The organism is Maribacter sp. IgM3_T14_3, from assembly GCF_049603095.1.
Lineage (GTDB): Bacteria > Bacteroidota > Bacteroidia > Flavobacteriales > Flavobacteriaceae > Maribacter.
The window spans coordinates 2,901,825-2,921,234 of the sequence record NZ_CP187138.1; the positions used below are offsets into that span (position 1 = coordinate 2,901,825).

Sequence of the window (19,410 nt, forward strand, 5' to 3'; positions counted from 1 at the left end):
TCCATCTCTCAATCTGCAATGATCATAACCCAGTTTTTTTATAACTTGTGCAACAGGCACCATTGTTGGCAACAGTAATTTTTTCCGGCATTTCAAATCCATTTGTAAATTGCTCTAAATATTTCGCTATTTCTAATAATTTTTTGTCAGTCCATTTTCTTGAATGAACTTGTATTCCTACTGGCATTCCGTTTTTCTTTTTTCCAATGGGAATAACAACTATTGGGTGTCCAGAAAATGCAGAAGTAAAATTAAAAGAAGCGATTGCTTTAGTGTAACCAATCTTTTTATTATTTACAACAAATGGTTTTCCTGCTCTCTGATGCTTGTATGCTTCAAAAGAGCAAACAGGCGTTATCCAAATGTCATATTTAGTTAAAAAAGCATCATATATTTCTGAAAATTCATCTTTATAATCAATTGCTTTTGCGTATTTTATATTAGACAATCTTTGCCCTATTGCCATTCCTTTTGCCCATAAATGGTCTTTATATTTTAATCTAATAAAAGAATACATAAAAGTTGACAGTAGAGGGACTTTAGGGTTATTTATGCCTATTTCAAATCCTATGACTTTACTACATTCTAAATATGCTTTTTGTTCATTATAAATAGGATGGTCAGAATTAAAAATATGGGATTCATTTTTAATTTTAGAAATGAACCCTTTAAATAATTCTAAATACTCGTTATCAACTTCGGTTTCGTTTATTGTTTCTGAATATGCAATGTTTAAAGGACTTTTGTCATTCCATTGAGAAGTAGAATTGAAATCAACTTGAGGAAGTTCAGGAAGTTGATATTTTGAATTATTCCCGAGTACTTGCATCATCAATATCAAGTCATCTACATTTTTCGCAAAAGGACCAGGTGTTACAATATGTCTTCTACCTTGTGGTTTATTAGGAACTTTTAAATGCCCTCTATTTGATAGATAGTTTTCAGTTGGTCTTAAACCACAAATTCCATTAAAATGTGCTGGAACTCTAATTGAACCACCAGCATCAGCACCTAATTCTAATGGGCTGAAACCTGAAGAAACAGAAACGGCAGAACCGCCAGAACTACCACCTGCAACTCTTGATAAATCATAAGGATTATTTGTTTGTCCATTCCAAAAATTGGTGCTTTGCCAGTCAATACAATAAAGTGCTGTATTCGTTTTTCCAATTATTATTGCTCCTTCGTTCTTTAGTCGTTTGACTAATTCCGCATCTTCTTTAGCAACATAATTTCTCAATAAAGGGTCTCCATTTGAATTTTTTAATCCTTTTACAAGAAAACTGTCTTTAATTGTTAAAGGAAGTCCGTGTAATAACCCAGATGCTTTTCCTAAACTAATTTCTTTATCTTTTTCAAGTGCTTCATTTAAAATGTCTTTTTCGTTTCTTAATTCGCAAATTGCATTTATAGACGGATTATTCTCTTTTATATGATTTAAAAAAGCAGTAACAACTTCAACTACTGAAATTTTCTTAGACTTGATGTTCTCAACAAGTTCATTTGCGGATGTAAATAATATGTTTTTCAGAGTTCTGTTTTTATTGTTGCCAACGGGAGTTTGCGCAGCAACTCCATTTCGAATAAAAATAAATGATTTGTTTTGATTTATAGGACCCTAAGCGAAGGTTTTATAGCCGGTTCTTTTGTGGTAAACTAAATTTCCAAGAAAAGCAAAGTCGCCCAAAATGGCTGAAATGGCTCCGAATAGGGCAAAAAATATGTCGACAAGCCTTTTGAGCCTGTCCTTCAACACTTTTGGGTCAAGAATGGACACAAGTCTGCTAAGGTTGTAGCATATCATGATCAGGTTTACCTCGGAGAGCACGTTCTGTTTTCCTTTCATCAATGTATGGGTGAAGCCCCATTGTCTTTTGATGGTCCCGAACTGGTGCTCGGTGATCTGTTGCCTGAGCCTATAATATTCCGGATTTTCCTCCACTCTTTTCTGGTTTTCCTCCAAGGCCTCCTGATAAATGGAGCGCTCTATGAAGCGTCCGTTCTTGTTCGTGGTACAAAGGTGCCTTACGGGGCAGACCTTGCAGGCCTGTCGGTTCTTGTAATGCTTGACCTTGTGGCCCGCCTTATTGTAAACGGTTCCATTGGTCACCAATATCTGTCCGTCGGGACAGGTATAGGTATCCATTTCCCTGTCGTATTTAAAATCGACCATGGGATAAAGGCCGTTGTGTTGGGAAGAATGCTCCTTTGGGGATGAGTAAGTTGTTATCCCGTTCTTGGTGCAGATGTCCAGGTGTTTGCCCGTGGTGTACCCTTTATCGGTAAGTGTCCTCATTTTTTCCACGCCCAAAAGTTGCTTTGCATCGAGTGCCATGGGCGAAAGTGCGTGTGTATCGTTTACGGTGCCCGTGTCGTTGTTGACGAAGAGTTTGTATTTTGCATCACACCCTGCCTGCACGTTATAGCCCACATTGATTATGTTGCGGTGCAGTACTACCGATCTGGCATCGGGATCGGTAAGGCTGATCTGTCGTTCCCCACTGGTGCGCAGCTCTTCCCCGATGTTGCGGTATCTTTCCTTCTTCGATTCCTGGTAGGCAATTTTGTCCTGTATTTTTTCGGTATCCGAATCTCCGTCCTCGGCATCAAGTTGTTGTTGGTATTCCAGTATCTTGTTGTCTATGTACTCGATATGGCGGTCGATCTTGTTCTGGTTGAAGTTGTTCTTCAGGGCGTTCTGGGCCCTTATCTTGAAGGAGTCGATGGCAATGGTCTCGCCTTCGATTAGTTCCCAATCCTTGAGCAGCACCACAAAATACCTGAATGCCCCTTTGAAGGCTTTTGGGTTACGCTTTCTGAAATAGGCTATTTTCCTTGCGGACGGCCTTAGTCCCTTCAGGAGCCATATGACCTCGAGGTTTACCTTGCAGGCATGTTCCAATTGGCGGGAGGAGCGCAGTTTGTTCTTGTAGCCGTAGAGATAGAGTTTGAGCATGTCCGAGGAACGATATGGTGGCCTGCCCTCGTTGTTCAGCACGTCCCTGAACCCCAGGTCGCCCATTGGGAGGATATCCACGAACATATCGACGATCCTTGCCCACGAATCGGGACCCAGGCAGGATTCGAAATCCATCATTACGAGTTGGTCCCTGTCAAAACCTGTTATAAAATCCATACCATTAAGATAATCAATATCAATACGTTATGGTATTGGCCGTGCTAAAGGAAATCAACAAAGTTATTAAGAAAGGGTAGGTTTTTGCGCAGTCTGACGAACACCTTGAATTTTCCTAGCTCCGCTACAAATTTTAATTCGCTGTTGTAGAATTTTAAATCATCTGCAGAAAGGGTTATAGTCACTGTTTTCGTCTCGCCTTTTTTAAGAAATACTTTTTTAAATCCCTTTAGTTGTTTTACGGGTGGGGTAATGCTACGAATCTCATCTTTTAAATATAGTTGTACCACTTCTTCTCCATCGTAGTCTCCCGTATTTTTTACGGCTATGGATACCTTTATAGATTCCCCTTGATTTATTTTATTCTTATCAACTGTAATCTCACTGTATTCAAAAGAGGTATAGCTCAAACCATAACCAAAAGGAAATAATGGCGAAATTTCACTGTCGAGATAATTAGATTTAAATTTTTCAAATTGATTTTTGGGCGCTGGTCTACCTGTATTTTTCATACTATGATAAATAGGAATCTGACCTACATTTCTAGGCCAACTTGCGGTAAGTTTCCCTGAAGGATTGTAATCTCCAAAAAGTACATCTGCAATGGCATTACCGGCTTCAACTCCGGGGTTCCATACTTGTAGAATACTAACAGGCAGGTTAAACTCATCGGAAATGGTCAATGGTCTACCGCTAAATAAAACCAATACTACCGGTTTTCCCGTTTCTACTAAGGCATTAATTAATTTTTTCTGACTTTGAGGTATCGATATTTCGGTTCTGCTTGCGGCTTCCCCGGCAAATTCTGAAGCTTCGCCCACAACAGCTACGATTACATCTGCATCTTTACTATTTTTCAAAGCTTCCGATAACATAGCTTCAGGAGTTCTTTTGTCGATGTCTACCCTTAAACCGAACACATTGGCACGCTTGGCAAGCTCGGTGTCATTAGTAATATTGGCACCTTTGGCATAACTGATTTTAACTTTTGGAGCAACATTTTTTAATCCTTCCAATACTGGTATTGATAGTTGCGGGTCGCCCGTAGGAGCCCATGTACCTAACATATTATTTTTGTCATTCGCCAACGGACCGACCAATGCAATATTAGCATCCTTTTGTAGCGGAAGTACATTGTTTTCGTTCTTTAGCAGTACAAAAGATTGCGTTGCAATTTTTCTTGATGCTAATCTATTTTCGGCAGTAAGAATGTCTTTTTCTGGTCTAGAAGTATCCGAATATTTATAGGGATCATCAAACAGTCCCAATTGATGTTTTGCGGTCAAAATTCTTCTACATGCAATAGTAATTGCTTCCTCGGTTACTTTACCTTCTTCAACAGATTTTTTTAACGTGGTCAAAAATCCTTCGCCTACCATATCCATGTCCAATCCTGCATTGAGCGCTTGTGCTGATACTGCTTGCAAATCTCCCAAGCCATGAGCGGTCATTTCATTAACAGAGGTGTAATCGGAAACTACAAATCCTTTAAATCCCCATTGCTTTCTCAATAAATCTGTAATCAGCCATTTGTTTCCTGTAGCCGGTATACCGTCAATATCATTAAAAGAGGTCATGGCACTACCAACACCGGCATCAACTGCTGCTTGGTATGGTGGTAAATACTGATTGTACATTTTAACCTTGCTCATATCAACCGAATTATAATCACGCCCAGCTTCCACGGCACCATAAAGCGCTAAATGTTTAACCGTAGCCATCATAGTATAGGCATCACTTAAATCTTTTCCTTGATACCCTTTTACCATTGCCGTTGCAATAGCTGAACCTAAGTAAGGATCTTCGCCCGAACCTTCAGAGATTCTTCCCCATCTGGCATCTCGAGATATATCTACCATAGGTGAGAAGTTCCAGTTGATACCATCTGCGGTAGCTTCTTTTGCAGCCATTTTTGCAGCGCTTTCAATCAATTCCATATTCCAACTAGAAGCTACACCCAATGGAATAGGGTAGGTGGTCTTATACCCGTGAATAATATCGGAACCTATTAATAACGGAATTTTTAATCTAGAATTCTTAATGGCGATTTCTTGTGCCTGTCTAACTTTTTCAGGTCCGGATGCACCGAATAAGCCACCAACTTGACCCGCTTTAATTTTTGCCTCTACATTTTCGCTAACAACAGATCCTGTAGCAATACCACCACCGGGAGTCAATAAGTTCAGCTGTCCTATTTTCTCATCTAAGGTCATTTCGCTCAATAGTGCTTCAACCTCAGGAATTTTTTCTTGTGCAATACTATTGAAGCCTATACATGTCAATAAAAGTAGGGGGAGTATTTTATATGTTTTGATCATAGATGTCAGTTTTAGTTGCTTTTACTCTTGGTTAATAGCATTCGAGAATAGCCATGGTAATAATTCTGGTTCTGCAAAGGCTGAATCCCAACTATTATGGTTTGCAAAATCATATAGGGTAAGCCGGGGGAAAGCTTCCATATTCAGTAATGCCGTAACCATTTCCATAGAACGTAATGGATCTACAACATTATCTTTTGCACCGTGAAATGCCCAAACGGGTATTTTTTTCGCGTAGTTAGCTACGTATTTAGGATCACCTGCACCGCAAATTGCAATCGCAGCGGCAAAACGGTCTGGGTTTCTTGCTAATAATTCATAGGTGCCCATGCCGCCCATTGAGAGGCCCATGGCATAGATTTGATTTTTATTGACGAATTTTTCTTTTTGAAAATCATCCAATAGACGTAACACTAAACCCATTGCTTTGGTAGGGCCTTTTTCAAATTGAAAATCAAACTGTACGGGATAGTTGCTACGATCAACTTCTACCTGTGCCCAATAATCATCTATAGCACATTGGGGCATAATTACGATCGCAGGGTATTTCGTTCTGTTATTCTGATCTAGAAAAAGAGCGCTGCCGTGCGTTAGTTGTTTTTCGTTATCATTACCTCGTTCACCTGCACCATGTAAAAATAGTACTAGCGGATATGTTTTTTCTACATCAAAGTTTTCTGGATATAGAATTCTATATCGCAACGTGTCTTCTGAAACTATCAATTCTTTCTTTTCGAATAGATTTACATCTTGCGCAGAAGTTATAGTGTTGCAAATAATTAGTAAAAAGAGAAAAAGAAAGTGTTTATTTTTCATAAGTAAAACCGAGTTTATCAAGACCGTTTTGTACGTCTTCATTTTGCATAAAAAGATTCCAAAGTAGACCACTTCTGTAATTTTCTATCATTACAATTTCAGGACCTTGGTCAATCGCCAGGTACGCTTCTGCTACCCAAAAATTGTTTTGCGGACTAAACGCATCATAAAAACCTGCAGGCCCTAGCAAATCATCTTTATACCGATAAAAATAGTGTAATGCTTTTAGAGATTCTTCAGGAGTATAAGGAATGGAGCTAATAGCCGCCGTAGGCGATATTATGCCTGTGTCATTACTTGGGCTATGCGCATTGTAACCTAAAGATCCATCGGTATTTCTAGAGTAACTAGCCGTTAATCCCCAGCAATCTTCTCCGTAATCGATGTAGTTTTTAGGATTCTCTACGCAGTAGAGATAATTGATTTTAGCATGGTTGATGGCCGCAGCACCATAATCAACAAATTCGTCGTTCAAGTTTTGTGGCCGCAGCCCTAAAAATGAATAATGTGAAAAAAATAAAGGTCCGCCTTTTGGGGAGTTTCCTGCGTGATCCACCACCAACGGAATATTATATGCACTTGTGGCGTCTGTTATAGACCCATTTGATGCCCAACCATTGGTATATACCTCTTTCTCAATAGAAAATTCTGGTGAAGCGGCAGCCATTACATATGTAATCATTACTTCATTATACCCTTTCAATTCTAGATTGATGTCAAAACCATAGTTTGGACTCCAATGCCAATACAGGCTATTTTGGTCTTGCGTATACCAGTTCCATTCAACACCTTTCCATAATGCATCTGCCTTATCGGCTATAGATTTTTCGGTGTCGTCCCCATTTTTAAAATACTCTTTAATGCAGATCAAGCCTTGTGCCAAAAAAGCGGTTTCTACCAAGTCGCCACCATTGTCTTTTTCGCTAAATGGCCTAACGTTACCATTAGTGCCATCTAACCAATGAGACCACGCACCGTGAAAACGATCTGCAGATTCTAAAAAACTTAAAATCTGATCAATTCGTTCTACGGATTCATTACGTGTAATAAAGCCTCTTTCCACACCGACCAAGAGCGCCATTAAACCAAAACCCGTGCCGCCAATACTTACGGTGTTAGGGTCGTTCAATGGTTCGTTAGGATGAAAACGTTCACGAGCTGCACCCGAATTAGCTTCTGAATAATCCCAAAAGTATTTGAAGGTTTCTTGTTGGGTAAGGTCTAAAAGTTCTTCATCAGATATTTCTGGTACTTCAGGTTCCGTTTCTGGTTCGGTAGGAGTTTCTGGAAGTTCAGATTCGCCTGTTGGTGCATCTGGTTCAGATGATGAACATGATATTAAGGATGCCGTTAAGATTCCCAAGAAAAAAATGAGCGTCTTTTGGAGTATTTGCTTTTTGTGCTTATATCGGTTTTTGCCCTTCATTTTGGTGATGCTACTGAAAATTCTAGTTTATCCAATCCTTTAACTACATCTTTATTGGTCATAAAAAGCATCCAAAACAATCCGCTTCTATGGTTTTCAATCATTACCGGAACAGGACCTTGGTCTATAGCCAGATATCTGGGAAGCACCCAATTTTTTTCTAAACTAAAAGCATCATATGGTCCGTATTTGCCAATAAGTGTATCATGATTAATATACAGATTTCTTAAAAACGCCATACTCTCTTTTGGTGCATATGGCATAGAGGAAAGTGCTGCTGTGGGCGAAATAACGCTGATATCTCTATCTGGTCTGTGCCCAGCATATCCATCTATAGAATAACTAGATGTTAGTCCCCAAAGATCTTCTCCATATCCTTTGAAATTTTTAGGGTTGTCAACGGCATACTTGTATTGAATCATCGTGTGGTTGTGGTTCAGCTCCCAATAATCTGCATATTTATCTTTTAATCCTTTAGGATTTAATCCCGTAAAAGAGTAGTGTGCCCAGAACATAGGACCAACGGGTGAAGCGTCACTTTCATAATGATCTAAAACAGTAGGTAGCCCGTAAAAAGTAGTGTCTTTTGCGATTGCTCCATCTCTAGCCCAACCTTGATCATAAACTTCTTTGGAAATAGGATGCGTTGGAGATGCCGCTGCCAGAATGTACATGATTAAAGCTTCATTGTAACCGCCAACTGGGAAATTCATATCCCACTCATATTCTGGAGACCAGTGCCAATACAATACATTTTCGCCTTTTGTATACCAATTCCATTCTACTTCTTCCCATAGTTTTTGTATATGTTGCGCTAAGGCTTGCTCTCGATCATTTCCGTCCTTGAAGTATTCTTTGACGGTCAATAATCCTTCAATAAGAAAAGCGGTTTCTACAAGGTCTCCACCATTATCTTTTTTACTGAATGGCGTCATTTTACCATCAGGTGTAAGCCAGTGTGGCCACGCACCATGAAAACGATCGGCATTTTCAAGAAAAGCTACTGCTTTTTCAAGTCTTTCAAGACCCATTTCGCGTGTAATAAAATCTCTTTCAATACCTACTAAAATTGCCATGACACCAAAGCCTGATCCACCAATGGTAATTATATTTTTTTCGTGAGTTGGGTAAATATCATCTAAATGAATTCTTTCTCGTGCCAGACCAGATGTAGGTTCGGCACCTTCCCAGAAATAATTAAACGTTTGTTTTTGAACGGAATCCAACAATTGTTCATCCGTAATTCTAATTCTTTCTACATTCTCGCTTTGGTCTCTAAGTTTGGACTTAGAGGATTGACCATTACAACCAACTAACAAAGTCGCAATGGTCATTGAAATTAAAAATAACCTCATAAAAATCTACTACATTAACTGAATTAAACTAAACTATTATTGTGCTTAAATACCTGCTTGTCTTATATCTTGTATTTCTTGTTGGCTCAAAGCTTTATTGTATAACCTAAGCTCATCTATGAAACTCAAATCAAAACCATGACCCCATTCTGTAAATCGTGGGGCACCTGAACCGATGGATAAAATATCGCACCCTGTCCAATCTACTCCCGTAAAATCGCCTTGTGATACAATTTCACCATCAAAATAGACGACACATTCAGTACCTGAGATGGTAAATGCCAAGTGTACCCATTCTGTAGCAGTAGGGTCTAACGCAGCTGCATCGCCACCATCGAACCAAGATTCACCTTCGCCATTACCTACATTCAATTTGAATACCTGTCGTGTGGCGTCACCTTCCCTAAAGAATCGGAATCCGTTGATACGTTTGTTCTGTACATCAGGATACCCAGCATTATCAAAATCTTCAGGACCCATTACTAAAATGGAACCTCTTGTTGGGTCTGCATTCAATTTATACCATAAAGTGGCACTGAATTCCTCTGTGGTAAGCGCTCCGGATTCATTCGTTGGAAATGTCAGATAAGAATCTGTTGCACCGGCATAGGCATTATCGCCTTCTACACTTTCACCGGCATAACCTGGTGTACCTACAACGGTAGCGTTAATGTTTCTAAAACGTTCGTTGTAACTGCCGTCAAAAGGCATATAAAACATTTCACCGTCAAAAGTAGGAGGGTATGAAGAAACGAATTCGCCTGAATCGTCAGCCATTATTTGTTGAACTTCTTCTTGAGAAATTGATCTGTTAAAAATACGAAGTTCGTCCATTAAGCTTTCATCTGACAAATGGCCCCATGCTGTAAAATTAGGTGCGCCCGACATGATGGAAAGTACATTAACATCTGTCCAATCAATACCAGTAAAATCACCTTCTTTAGCGATTTGCCCGTCTATATAAACTACCGCTTCAGAACCAGAAATGGTAAATGCGAAGTTTACCCATTCTCCAGTAGTAGGATCTACATCTGCAGCCTCGCCACCATCGAACCAAGTACCATCTGCACCAGTACCTGCATTCAGCTTAAAGCGTTGCATACCATTTGCATTTTCACGGAAAAATCTAAATCCTTTAGAAAGGTCATTGTCTGCGCCGTCAATCAATGGCGGACTCAAGGTCAATACACCGGCACGGTCTGGGGTGCTGTTTATTTTCATCCAGAAAATTGCACTGAATTCGGCATTTTTAAAACGCTCGGAATCTAATGTCAAATACGTATCGGTAGCACCTTGGTACGAGCCATCGCCTGCAATATTATCTTCGCTTATGGACGGACTTCCAAATTCTTCAGCTTCTTCAAAACTGATCAAATCAACATACGCACCATCAAAAGGCATGTATAAAATTTCACCTGGGTATTTAGAAACATAGGCAGGTTCTTTTGTAAAGTTGACCATACCGTTCGTTGTTTTACCATCTAGGTCAGTTGCGCTAACGGTTAGTACATGTTCACCATCTGCAAGTTGGTCGTAAACCAAATCATCTACTACCAATCTTCTGTAATCCAAAAAATCAGCATAGCTTTTGATAGTACTTCCATCTAAAGCAACATTAACCGAAGCCAACTCAATATCATCTTGAGCTTCAAATTTTATGGTAATGGTTGCTAGTTCTTCATTCACTTTTACTGCTAAACCTTCTGTAGGTGAAGTAATGGTGATACTAGGAGCCGTTTCATCTGCACCAGGGTCAACTTCAGTAAGTGAGTCGATACCGTCTTCGCAGGCAACCAAAAGAAAGGCAGCCAACAAAAAAGTAATTATGTTTTTAAAATGTTTCATTGTAGTTCGTTTTTAGTTAGCTATTTCACCCAATATTGGAAACTCGTCGATCTGATCTTGATGGTAGGTTACAAAAGCCTTGTCTTCGGTAAATGTTCTACCATCAAAACTTAATTCATCGTATCTACCCAACCTAACCATATCAAAAAAGCGTTTTCCCCATTCCATTGAAAGCTCGGCATATTTTTCATCTACGATCTGGTCAAGTGTTACGCCGCTTAAAGGTGCCATATTTGCCCTTGTGCGTACTTGGTTTACGGCTTCATCTGCTGTCATTACAGAATTATTGGCACCTTGCACCAATGCTTCGGCGTACATCAACAAAGTTTCTGAGTAACGAAAGACAATATTATTCTTATTACTACCATATTCGGTACGACCGGGTATTAGTTGATTTGTTGGTAAATAGTGCTTGCCGCTTGAAAATATAGACCGCACGGTAGATGTATTTTCATCACCATCTCTTGTAGTTGGTGTTACAAATGATGGTAGCGTTTCTGCAGTGTAGGCAGTTGTAGTTATTAAGCTGTCAATACCTTTTTGGCTAAAGAAAACAGAAGTTTCTAAACGCTCGGTTTCACCTCTGTCAAGCATAAATTCAACATATTTTAAGCTAGGCTCAAAAAATCCCCATCCATTACTGGAGCCATCAACTTCTGGATTCCATGAGTTGGGACCATAAGGAGCATATAAATGACTAACCCTGTCGCCTTCACCATTTCCGAAATCAGAGTATTGAAATTCGAATAAGTTTTCATCGCTAAGTTTACCCGGAGTTTTAAATAGCTCATAATAGTCAGGAAACAACGTGAATTTACCCGAAGCAATAATTTCACCTGCAGCGTCTGCAACGGCTTGGTAATTCTCCAATTCTTGATTAGCTTCCGCCTTTATCATCAAAGCAGTGTATTTAGTTACTCCGCCAGGTAAATCTGTACGTTCGTTTGGTCTTAGGTCAAGTAAGAATGGTATTGCTTCATCCATCTGATCAGAAATGTGTTGCATTACTTCATCTTTACTTGGTACCGATGTTACATCTGCAAAATCATTAAGATTTGATGAAGTAGGAATAAATACCGAACCATATACCTGTGATAATTGAAATAGTAACACAGCTCTCAACACTTTTGCTTCTGCGATATATTGATTACCCAAGGCGATACCTTCATCATCTGCAAACTCCATATATCTTTCTATCTGTTCCATACCCGTATGGGCACCAATGATATCTCCGTAATAGGTTTCCCATAAGGTTCTAGAACCAAAGAAGGAGTTGTCGTATACATAGCGATCTTGATTTTTTAGACCTTGTTGGTCACCCGCAGCATTAACATCATCACCTCTTGTTGCAACCACTAAAGGCTGTTCCCAACCTCTATCGGCTACAGATTGATATACACCAATCAAGGATAAAATCATATCATCTGTCTGAGAGAAATCTGTTCCTCCTGCAAAATTATTGTTCAATTCTGGTTGGTCCAAATCGTCTGAACAACCAATAAGTATAGTGCCTAGAAAGGCTAAAAGCACTGTTAGTTTGTTAACTTTTATATAATCCATAGCTGTATTTTTAAATTTTAATATTTACACCAACTGTGTACACACCTGGTATTGGATAGGTTTGGGTATCTCTACCATCGGAAACTTCGGGTGTAAAACCGTTGTAGTTGAAGAATGTCAACGGACGTTCTGCAGTGATGTAGAACCTAATATCAGGATTGAATTTTCCATTTAACTTAGGTAGCGTATACCCTAAGGTTACATTCTGTAGTCTAACAAAATCTCCTTTTTCAACAAAGAAGCTGCTTAAGAACTGGTTGCTCCAAGGGTTTCTAATACCTCTGGCAGATGGGTAGCTGTTTGTACTACCGGCACCGTTCCATCTATTTACTGCAAAATCCCTATCAATATTGGCATCTGGAGTCTGACGGATAGCAAAACGCTTTTGGTTTGCGATTACATTTCCACCTTGCCCAATTACATTTAGATTAAAATCCCACGCCTTATAATTCATTCCTAGGTTAAACCCGAAAGAATAAGTGGGAAGGTAAGAACCGAGATCCACTCTATCTTGGGCGTCAATTACCATATCCCCATTTTGATCTACAAACTTTAAATCGCCAGGGGCAACGGTCAGTCCGTCTGCAATGGCAGCTTGTGCAGCAGGGTCAGATTGAATTTCTTCATCAGTTTGGTATACTCCGTCAACTTTTAATCCGAAGAACGGACTAATAGTACCACCTACAACCGTACGTTGTGCAGTGTCACCGCCGGAAGTAAGATTCTCCTGCCCCGCTAAATCAAGTACCTCATTATCTAAAGTAGAGAAGTTACCACCTACACTAAAGCTAAAATTATCGGATACTTTCTGATTCCAATTGGCTACAATTTCAAAACCGGAGTTTCTAATAACACCAACATTTTGTCTAGTTTCACCAGGAACCAATAATCTAGATACCGGTATTACGGCGTCACGAGTTTCTCGAACATAGTAGTCAGAATCTATGGTTAATTTATTATCGAATAACCTAGCAGTTAAACCTACGTTGGTTTCTGCAGTTACTTCCCATTTTAGGGCTTCAAAATCACTACTGGTTACAAGACCAGGATAACGAACATCGCCAAATACACCATCAACCGCATCAGACGTAATTCCGCCAGTACTAGAGTCTACATTGGCATTACCCAGTTCACCCCAGCTAGCTCTAAGCTTTAAAAAGTCTATAACGTTGCTGTTCTCTAAAAATGATTCCTCAGAAACTACCCAGCCCACACCAACAGTTGGGAAATAACCCCATTTTTCTTGGTATTTACTAGTGCCATCAGCTCTAAATGTACCATAAAGAAGGTATTTACTGTCAAAATTATAAGCAATACGACCAAAATAAGAGAAGAAGTATTGTCTAACACCGTCATCACCAACACCATCTACATCAATTGAATTTGCAAGGTCCAAGAAATAAGATTCATCACCAATTCCTGGTCCGTTAGGAAAATTAAGACCTTTAGCTTCTAATTGTTCATAAGAGCGATCCCTATAGGAAGTACCTACCAATGCAGTTAGATTGTGTTTGCCGTAACTATCATTATAGGTTAAAGTGTTATCCCAAGTTTGCTCAGAAAATGTTGCATTTCTTTTTACCAATTCTGCATTTTCCCTAAAAGCGTTACCATTACCGAAAAAATAAGGTAAACGTACTTCTCTCGTTTCAGTGGTTTCGAAATTGTGGTAAAAAGCAGTTTTTAGTGTTAATTTATCCGGAACTAATTGGTAGTTTAAATCTACCGTGGTTAAGGTGTTTCTAATCTTGTCTCTGTTTTCGGTATTCTCCATTACAGGAAACGGATTCTGTGTGCCTCTATAACCCAAATCTTGTGCGTTAGCATAAGGTCTAGGATATGCTTCTGTTTTTGAAGGGTCAAGAACAGGCATTGTAGGGGTAGCATAATATGCCAATGCAAAGGCGGTGCTTTCTGGTCTGTATGTTGTTCCGTTACTGAAAAGTGTTGAAACTCCAATATTTAAACGATCGGTAATATCTACATTGATTTTAGATCGGATGTTGAATCGCTCGTAATCATTTTTCATATTTAAGATACCTTCTTGCTCAAAGTAGTTTAAACCTAAAGAATATGTTACAGATTCCGTACCTCCGGCAACACCTATACTATGGTTTTGCTGTAATGCGTGACGCAAAATAAGATCGTACCAATCTGTATTTACATCTGGTACATTAGGGTTGATTCTGCTTCTACCATAACGCTGAATAGCATTTTCTATAGATTGGGCCTCTGCATCAGAACCAGATTCTCTTGCAAGAGTTGCAAACTGTTCTGAATTAGATAGTTTAACAACGTTTTGCGCTATCTGTACACCTTGGTAACCATTATAGGTGATTTCTGGTTTCTGGTTTATTTTACCAGATTTGGTTTCTATCAGTACCACACCGTTTGCGGCACGAACACCATAAATTGCTGAAGCTGACGCATCTTTAAGTACAGAGATGGTTTCTATGTCTTCCGTATTTAAAAAATCGATATCATCGAAGAAAGTACCATCCACTACGTATAGTGGGTTAGAGGCACCGCCCACATAAGAGCCGATACCACGAACACGAATTGTTGGTCCCGTACCCGGTGCACCGCTACTCACTACTTGGAGTCCCGCTACTTTACCTTGTAATGATTGCATGGCGGCACTAGTAGGAGTTCTAGTGATATCCTCAGTTTTAATAGTAGCAATAGATCCCGTAAGATCCGCTTTTTTCTGAGTACCATAACCAACGACTACAACCTCGTCTAAAGCTTGAGAATCTTCAGATAAAGATATATCCATTGTTGTTTGCCCGTTTACAGCGATTTCTTGAGTAGAATAACCGATGTAGCTAATTACAAGTGTACCATTGTTAGGGACATTGTTTAGTGCATATAAACCGTCAAAATCAGTTTGGGTTCCTGTTGTAGTACCTTTTACTATGATACTAGCACCTGGTAATGGCTGCCCATTATCGTCGGTAACAGTTCCCGAAACGGAAATCTCATTTTGCGCAAAAACCGCCAAATGGGTCATTAAAATGCAGAATGTTAAAAATTTGATTCCTATTTTCATAATCATTTAAAAATTGAGTTGTAAAATTATCAAGTTGTTAATTTCAGTAGCAAGTTATTAAAACAACCAACCGTTAAATTTTATTGAACTACATAAAAAGTACATCATAAGTGTTTATAGCTTGTAAAGCTTTAAATACAGGGTTTTGCAGTAGTGGTTATGTTAATTAAAAAGTAAAAATTAACGTAGTGATGTAGTAGTGATGTAGATAATTAACGTATTTTTAATATGTGAAGTAGTATTAAAAACGGAAAAAGCCTGCTCTATTTAAATTTAATGAGATAGTTAGATAGGTTTTGAGAGCTATCAATGTTCAATTTTTTACGAAGACGGTACCTATGTATTTCTACGCCTCTTATTGAAATACCCATTAATGGAGCAATCTCTTTTGTAGCATGATTCATTTTAAGATATGCACTTAACCGTAAATCTTTTGGGGTGAGTTTTGGGTATTTCTTTAAAAGATTTTCAAAAAAGTCTTCATGCAATTCTTTAAAACTTACTTCAAAATATTTCCAGTCTTGATCTTCGTTCAAGGAACTATCTAATTTTTTAGAAAGGGTTTTAAACCGCTGTTTATTGGAAAATGAATCTTGATTTGAGGCAATTAGGTCTTTTAGTTCAATAATTAGTTCATTTTTCTTAGCCACGCTCATTGTGGTACGCGCTAGTTCAGTTTGTTTTCTTTTAATTTCTTTCTCTAATTTCTCTTTCTCAATAATTGCTAAACGTTCTTCTTGCTCTCGTTGTAATTTTATTTTTAAGAGGTTGTGTTTTTTGGTTAATTTTTGTCTGTTATACCATCTTACTAGCAGAATACTTGCAATAATTAATAGGATATACCCCAATAGACTCCAATTAGAAAAATACCAAGGACGTAGTATTTCAAACTCAATAGTTTTAGATTTTGATAAATCATTACCTATGCTTACTGTGTGTACTTCTAATGAATAAGTTCCAAAAGGAAGGTTTTGAAGATTGATTGTGCCGTTACTTAGGAAACCAGATTGTTCTATTTTCCCAGAAAGTTCATAGTAGTAGGTGTACTGTTTATAGCTACCTGCAGAAACGTCTATTCTAATATTTTTAGACTTATTGAAAGCTATTTTAGTTTCTTTCTTATTTAGAATATGGGTTTCTTTATCATCTTTAAAGGAGCTTAATCTAGGTACTGGTAATTCAACATTTTTTAATTCTTCCTCAAATTTGTGAAGATTAAGTTTTCCGAAGCCATCGGTAAGTGTGAAGTAAAATATAGAATCATTGTAATTAACAATTGTTTCGGTTTCTAAAGCTAATCTTTTTCTAAGCTGAGCTTCATCTAATGTAAAGTGACTAGAATCAAGATTGGTATGGATAATTTTCTTTTGATTGTCACTATCAAAGAACCAGTAGTTGGTATCATCGTAATTCACTAGTTCCATATTCTTATAATCTTCAAATTCCTTGAATTCTAAGATTAAATGTGATATAGGGTCATATTTATACCAATTGCCCTCACTTGACAGTATGATTTGGTTTTTAATATTGTACAATTTAATATTGTAGGTATTGGGAATCTCACCTGTTTTTATTTCTTTAAGCTCTAAAACTTTGTTGTGTAAGTCATTCATTTTAATTTTGAAAAGACCTTTATAAGGATGAGCGGCCCAAATGGTATTTGCATTTTCAAAGCAAAGTTGTTTTACAGGGAAGTTAATGCCTGTTACTCGGCTGGTTTGCCAATTTCCATATGCATCCTTTTTATAATTTGCCAAACCTGTGTAGGTACCTTGAATATAAATGGATTGGGTTTCAGGAACTTTTACTATTTGGTAGCCACCAGAAATATCGGATACTTTATTTAGAACACCATTTTTTAAAATGAAGGTTCCTGTATTGTGTCCACAAAAGAGATCCCCTTCTATAATTTGCAAATCCCAAACATGACCTTGAGAGCCTGGTACAAACTTTAATTCGTTGTCTTTAAAATAATAAATACCCGTGTTACTGCCTAAAAAGATATCGCCTTCATAATCCACCATGTCATAAACCGTACCTAAAATGCCAGAATGTTCTGTATAATAGGTAATAAAATTGTTAAGTTGAATTTTATCTATACCGTTGTCCAAACCTAACCATAGTTGCTGTTTAAATTGAAGCATAGATAACACTGTATTATTTTGTATCCCTAATTCCTTGTTCAGGTTTTGAAAGGTATTCGAACTAATATTATAAGTGTATACTCCGTTTTTAATAGTGCCAAATGCAAGGGTGTTTTTGTCTAGCGATAAAACCTTATTTAATTGATGTTCTTTTAACTCATTATTAATTGAATCGTCTAATGGCTCTACTTGTCCGTTCTTAAGTAAAAAGCATCCACTAAGTTTGGTGCCAATAATTAAATTCTCTCCAAAAGCAACCATATCAACTATGGTCTTTCCTTCTAAAATTTCTTGTGATTCAAAAGGGGTAAGCTCATTGTTTTTAATCGAAAATAACCTTTGCTGCTCACCTGCCACAATGATTTGGTTTTTATACCTTGCAATATTGGTAACAACAAAAAGAGTGTTTAAAACTGTAATTTTATTATTATTATAAATATACACAGTTGAAAAAGATCTAAATATTATGGAATCTTCTAATTGAATCAATTGCCAAAACTCTTCATTTGTAAATTTGTGATTTTCGATTAAGTGTGTTAAAGAGGTGTACTCTAACGAGCCAAAATAATTCATTTCCCAAAAACCGAATTCTTCATAAGAACCGGTAAATATTTTACCATCCGCAAAGGCTACAGAACGAATTATGGTTTTGTTGGGTAGTTTGTTTAGTGTCCAGGTTTCTCCGTTAAAATGGAGCAGTCCAATATTATTGGCAACATAAAGTTCACCGTTATCGTCTATAGCTATTCCCCAGTTTTTGCTTGCAGCATTATATTCATAACTACTGTAATTCTGTATAGGAGGAGACAAGTTTTGCCCTATAATCCATTGTGGGAAAACAAAGAAGATGATTATTAAGAATAAACCTGATTTCATTTTTTGAATAGGTATATTAATTTTACTTTCATGATAAAGATAGTTGAATCATACGGCTGGCAAAACTCTGAACCTAGAATACAAGTTTTGTATGTATATATTATTTTAACGAAGTATCATTTATTTGAACTTTAAATCAATAATCTTTTAACAATTCTTTGTGATTTTTTCTTATTAAATCCCAAACTGTTTTAGCTTTCAATTCTGATAGTTGAATTTGGATGCCATTTAGAGTACCTGTTTCTAAATTATGTTTTTCTAAATCTTTAACCTCTTGGTTAGATAGAATTCCATCATCACGCAATTTTCCTAATATCGCTGGGTAAGTATAGTATTATTTTCTTTTCCATCCTTTATTTGAACTTTGATAACGGTTAGTATATGGTTTGTTGCGTGTTTAAATAGCTAATTTAATTAATAAAACCTAAAAGATAATTGAGTTCTATTTTTCTTAATTAAACTAAAACTAGCAATAAATTATATACTTTGTGTGTGCCCAGCATGGGCATCTTTAAACTATTAGAAAGATAGTTTATTCATCTAGAGGGTGCAAGTCCCTTATGGGCAGGGGTAACGCCTTGAACCATTAGTAAGCTGCAAGGTTGCTAGTTGTGAGACTAGGACTGAAGGAAGCAGGACTACAAAACTCGGTACTGACGAACAGAAACCGTATACGAGGCATAATTACTTGGGTAAGCAATCACATCATTGTTACGCCCTAAAGAGTACAAAAATGGTAGTTATGTAGATACGGCAGGGATCGAGAGAAAGAAGATGTTCTTACCTGGGGAGGTCTCTACAACCACGAGTTTGGTTATGTAGAGAAGTCAGCAGAAGTCATAGTAGCTAGAGGCTGATACTTTAGTGAAGGACAGAACGATAATT

The 19,410-nt window shown here is 37.8% G+C and carries 10 protein-coding genes; all 10 read right to left on the bottom strand.

Features of this window, described 5'->3' with window-relative positions; all coding sequences use genetic code 11:
* Window positions 1-22: 22 nt before the first annotated feature.
* The 10 genes from ACPF9A_RS12955 to ACPF9A_RS13000 all read right to left on the bottom strand — a co-directional run bounded on the left by ACPF9A_RS12955 (window position 23) and on the right by ACPF9A_RS13000 (window position 18,525).
* Window positions 23-1,612, bottom strand: coding sequence for an amidase (locus ACPF9A_RS12955; protein ID WP_424004473.1), 1,590 nt, complete (start codon window positions 1,610-1,612; stop codon window positions 23-25).
* Between the two features lie 6 nt (window positions 1,613-1,618).
* Window positions 1,619-3,136 carry an IS1182 family transposase gene (locus tag ACPF9A_RS12960; RefSeq protein ID WP_423997098.1) on the bottom strand — a complete coding sequence of 506 codons (1,518 nt, stop codon included), beginning with the start codon at window positions 3,134-3,136 and terminating at the stop codon, window positions 1,619-1,621.
* Between the two features lie 44 nt (window positions 3,137-3,180).
* The gene (gene bglX / locus ACPF9A_RS12965; protein WP_423997535.1) at window positions 3,181-5,454 is read right to left on the bottom strand and encodes a beta-glucosidase BglX; all 2,274 of its coding nucleotides are present in this window, start codon (window positions 5,452-5,454) and stop codon (window positions 3,181-3,183) included.
* Window positions 5,455-5,475: 21 nt separating this feature from the next.
* A complete protein-coding gene (locus ACPF9A_RS12970; protein WP_423997537.1) occupies window positions 5,476-6,270 on the bottom strand; it encodes a prolyl oligopeptidase family serine peptidase in 795 nt (264 codons plus the stop codon).
* Complete coding sequence (locus ACPF9A_RS12975; protein ID WP_423997539.1) at window positions 6,260-7,696, bottom strand: glucoamylase family protein; 1,437 nt, start codon at window positions 7,694-7,696, stop codon at window positions 6,260-6,262. Before ACPF9A_RS12975 ends, ACPF9A_RS12970 begins: the two co-directional genes overlap by 11 nt.
* Complete coding sequence (locus ACPF9A_RS12980) at window positions 7,693-9,051, bottom strand: glucoamylase family protein (protein WP_423997541.1); 1,359 nt, start codon at window positions 9,049-9,051, stop codon at window positions 7,693-7,695. Before ACPF9A_RS12980 ends, ACPF9A_RS12975 begins: the two co-directional genes overlap by 4 nt.
* Window positions 9,052-9,096: 45 nt before the next feature.
* Window positions 9,097-10,896 (bottom strand): LamG-like jellyroll fold domain-containing protein, encoded by a 1,800-nt coding sequence (locus ACPF9A_RS12985; protein WP_423997542.1) that lies wholly within the window; start codon window positions 10,894-10,896, stop codon window positions 9,097-9,099.
* A gap of 12 nt (window positions 10,897-10,908) precedes the next feature.
* Entirely contained in the window at window positions 10,909-12,456 is a 1,548-nt protein-coding gene (locus tag ACPF9A_RS12990) for a RagB/SusD family nutrient uptake outer membrane protein (RefSeq protein WP_423997544.1), read from the bottom strand.
* A gap of 10 nt (window positions 12,457-12,466) precedes the next feature.
* Window positions 12,467-15,505 carry a SusC/RagA family TonB-linked outer membrane protein gene (locus ACPF9A_RS12995; RefSeq protein ID WP_423997546.1) on the bottom strand — a complete coding sequence of 1,013 codons (3,039 nt, stop codon included), beginning with the start codon at window positions 15,503-15,505 and terminating at the stop codon, window positions 12,467-12,469.
* A gap of 263 nt (window positions 15,506-15,768) precedes the next feature.
* On the bottom strand, window positions 15,769-18,525 hold the full coding sequence (locus tag ACPF9A_RS13000) for a LuxR C-terminal-related transcriptional regulator (protein WP_423997548.1): 2,757 nt from the start codon (window positions 18,523-18,525) through the stop codon (window positions 15,769-15,771).
* Window positions 18,526-19,410: the final 885 nt, after the last annotated feature.

Coding starts and splice junctions, on each gene's coding strand:
- ACPF9A_RS12985 (WP_423997542.1), bottom strand. CDS start 10,896: ATGAAACATTTTAAAAACATAATTACTTTTTTGTTGGCTGCCTTTCTT.
- ACPF9A_RS12980 (WP_423997541.1), bottom strand. CDS start 9,051: ATGAGGTTATTTTTAATTTCAATGACCATTGCGACTTTGTTAGTTGGT.
- ACPF9A_RS12990 (WP_423997544.1), bottom strand. CDS start 12,456: ATGGATTATATAAAAGTTAACAAACTAACAGTGCTTTTAGCCTTTCTA.
- ACPF9A_RS12975 (WP_423997539.1), bottom strand. CDS start 7,696: ATGAAGGGCAAAAACCGATATAAGCACAAAAAGCAAATACTCCAAAAG.
- bglX (WP_423997535.1), bottom strand. CDS start 5,454: ATGATCAAAACATATAAAATACTCCCCCTACTTTTATTGACATGTATA.
- ACPF9A_RS12970 (WP_423997537.1), bottom strand. CDS start 6,270: ATGAAAAATAAACACTTTCTTTTTCTCTTTTTACTAATTATTTGCAAC.
- ACPF9A_RS13000 (WP_423997548.1), bottom strand. CDS start 18,525: ATGAAATCAGGTTTATTCTTAATAATCATCTTCTTTGTTTTCCCACAA.
- ACPF9A_RS12960 (WP_423997098.1), bottom strand. CDS start 3,136: ATGGATTTTATAACAGGTTTTGACAGGGACCAACTCGTAATGATGGAT.
- ACPF9A_RS12995 (WP_423997546.1), bottom strand. CDS start 15,505: ATGAAAATAGGAATCAAATTTTTAACATTCTGCATTTTAATGACCCAT.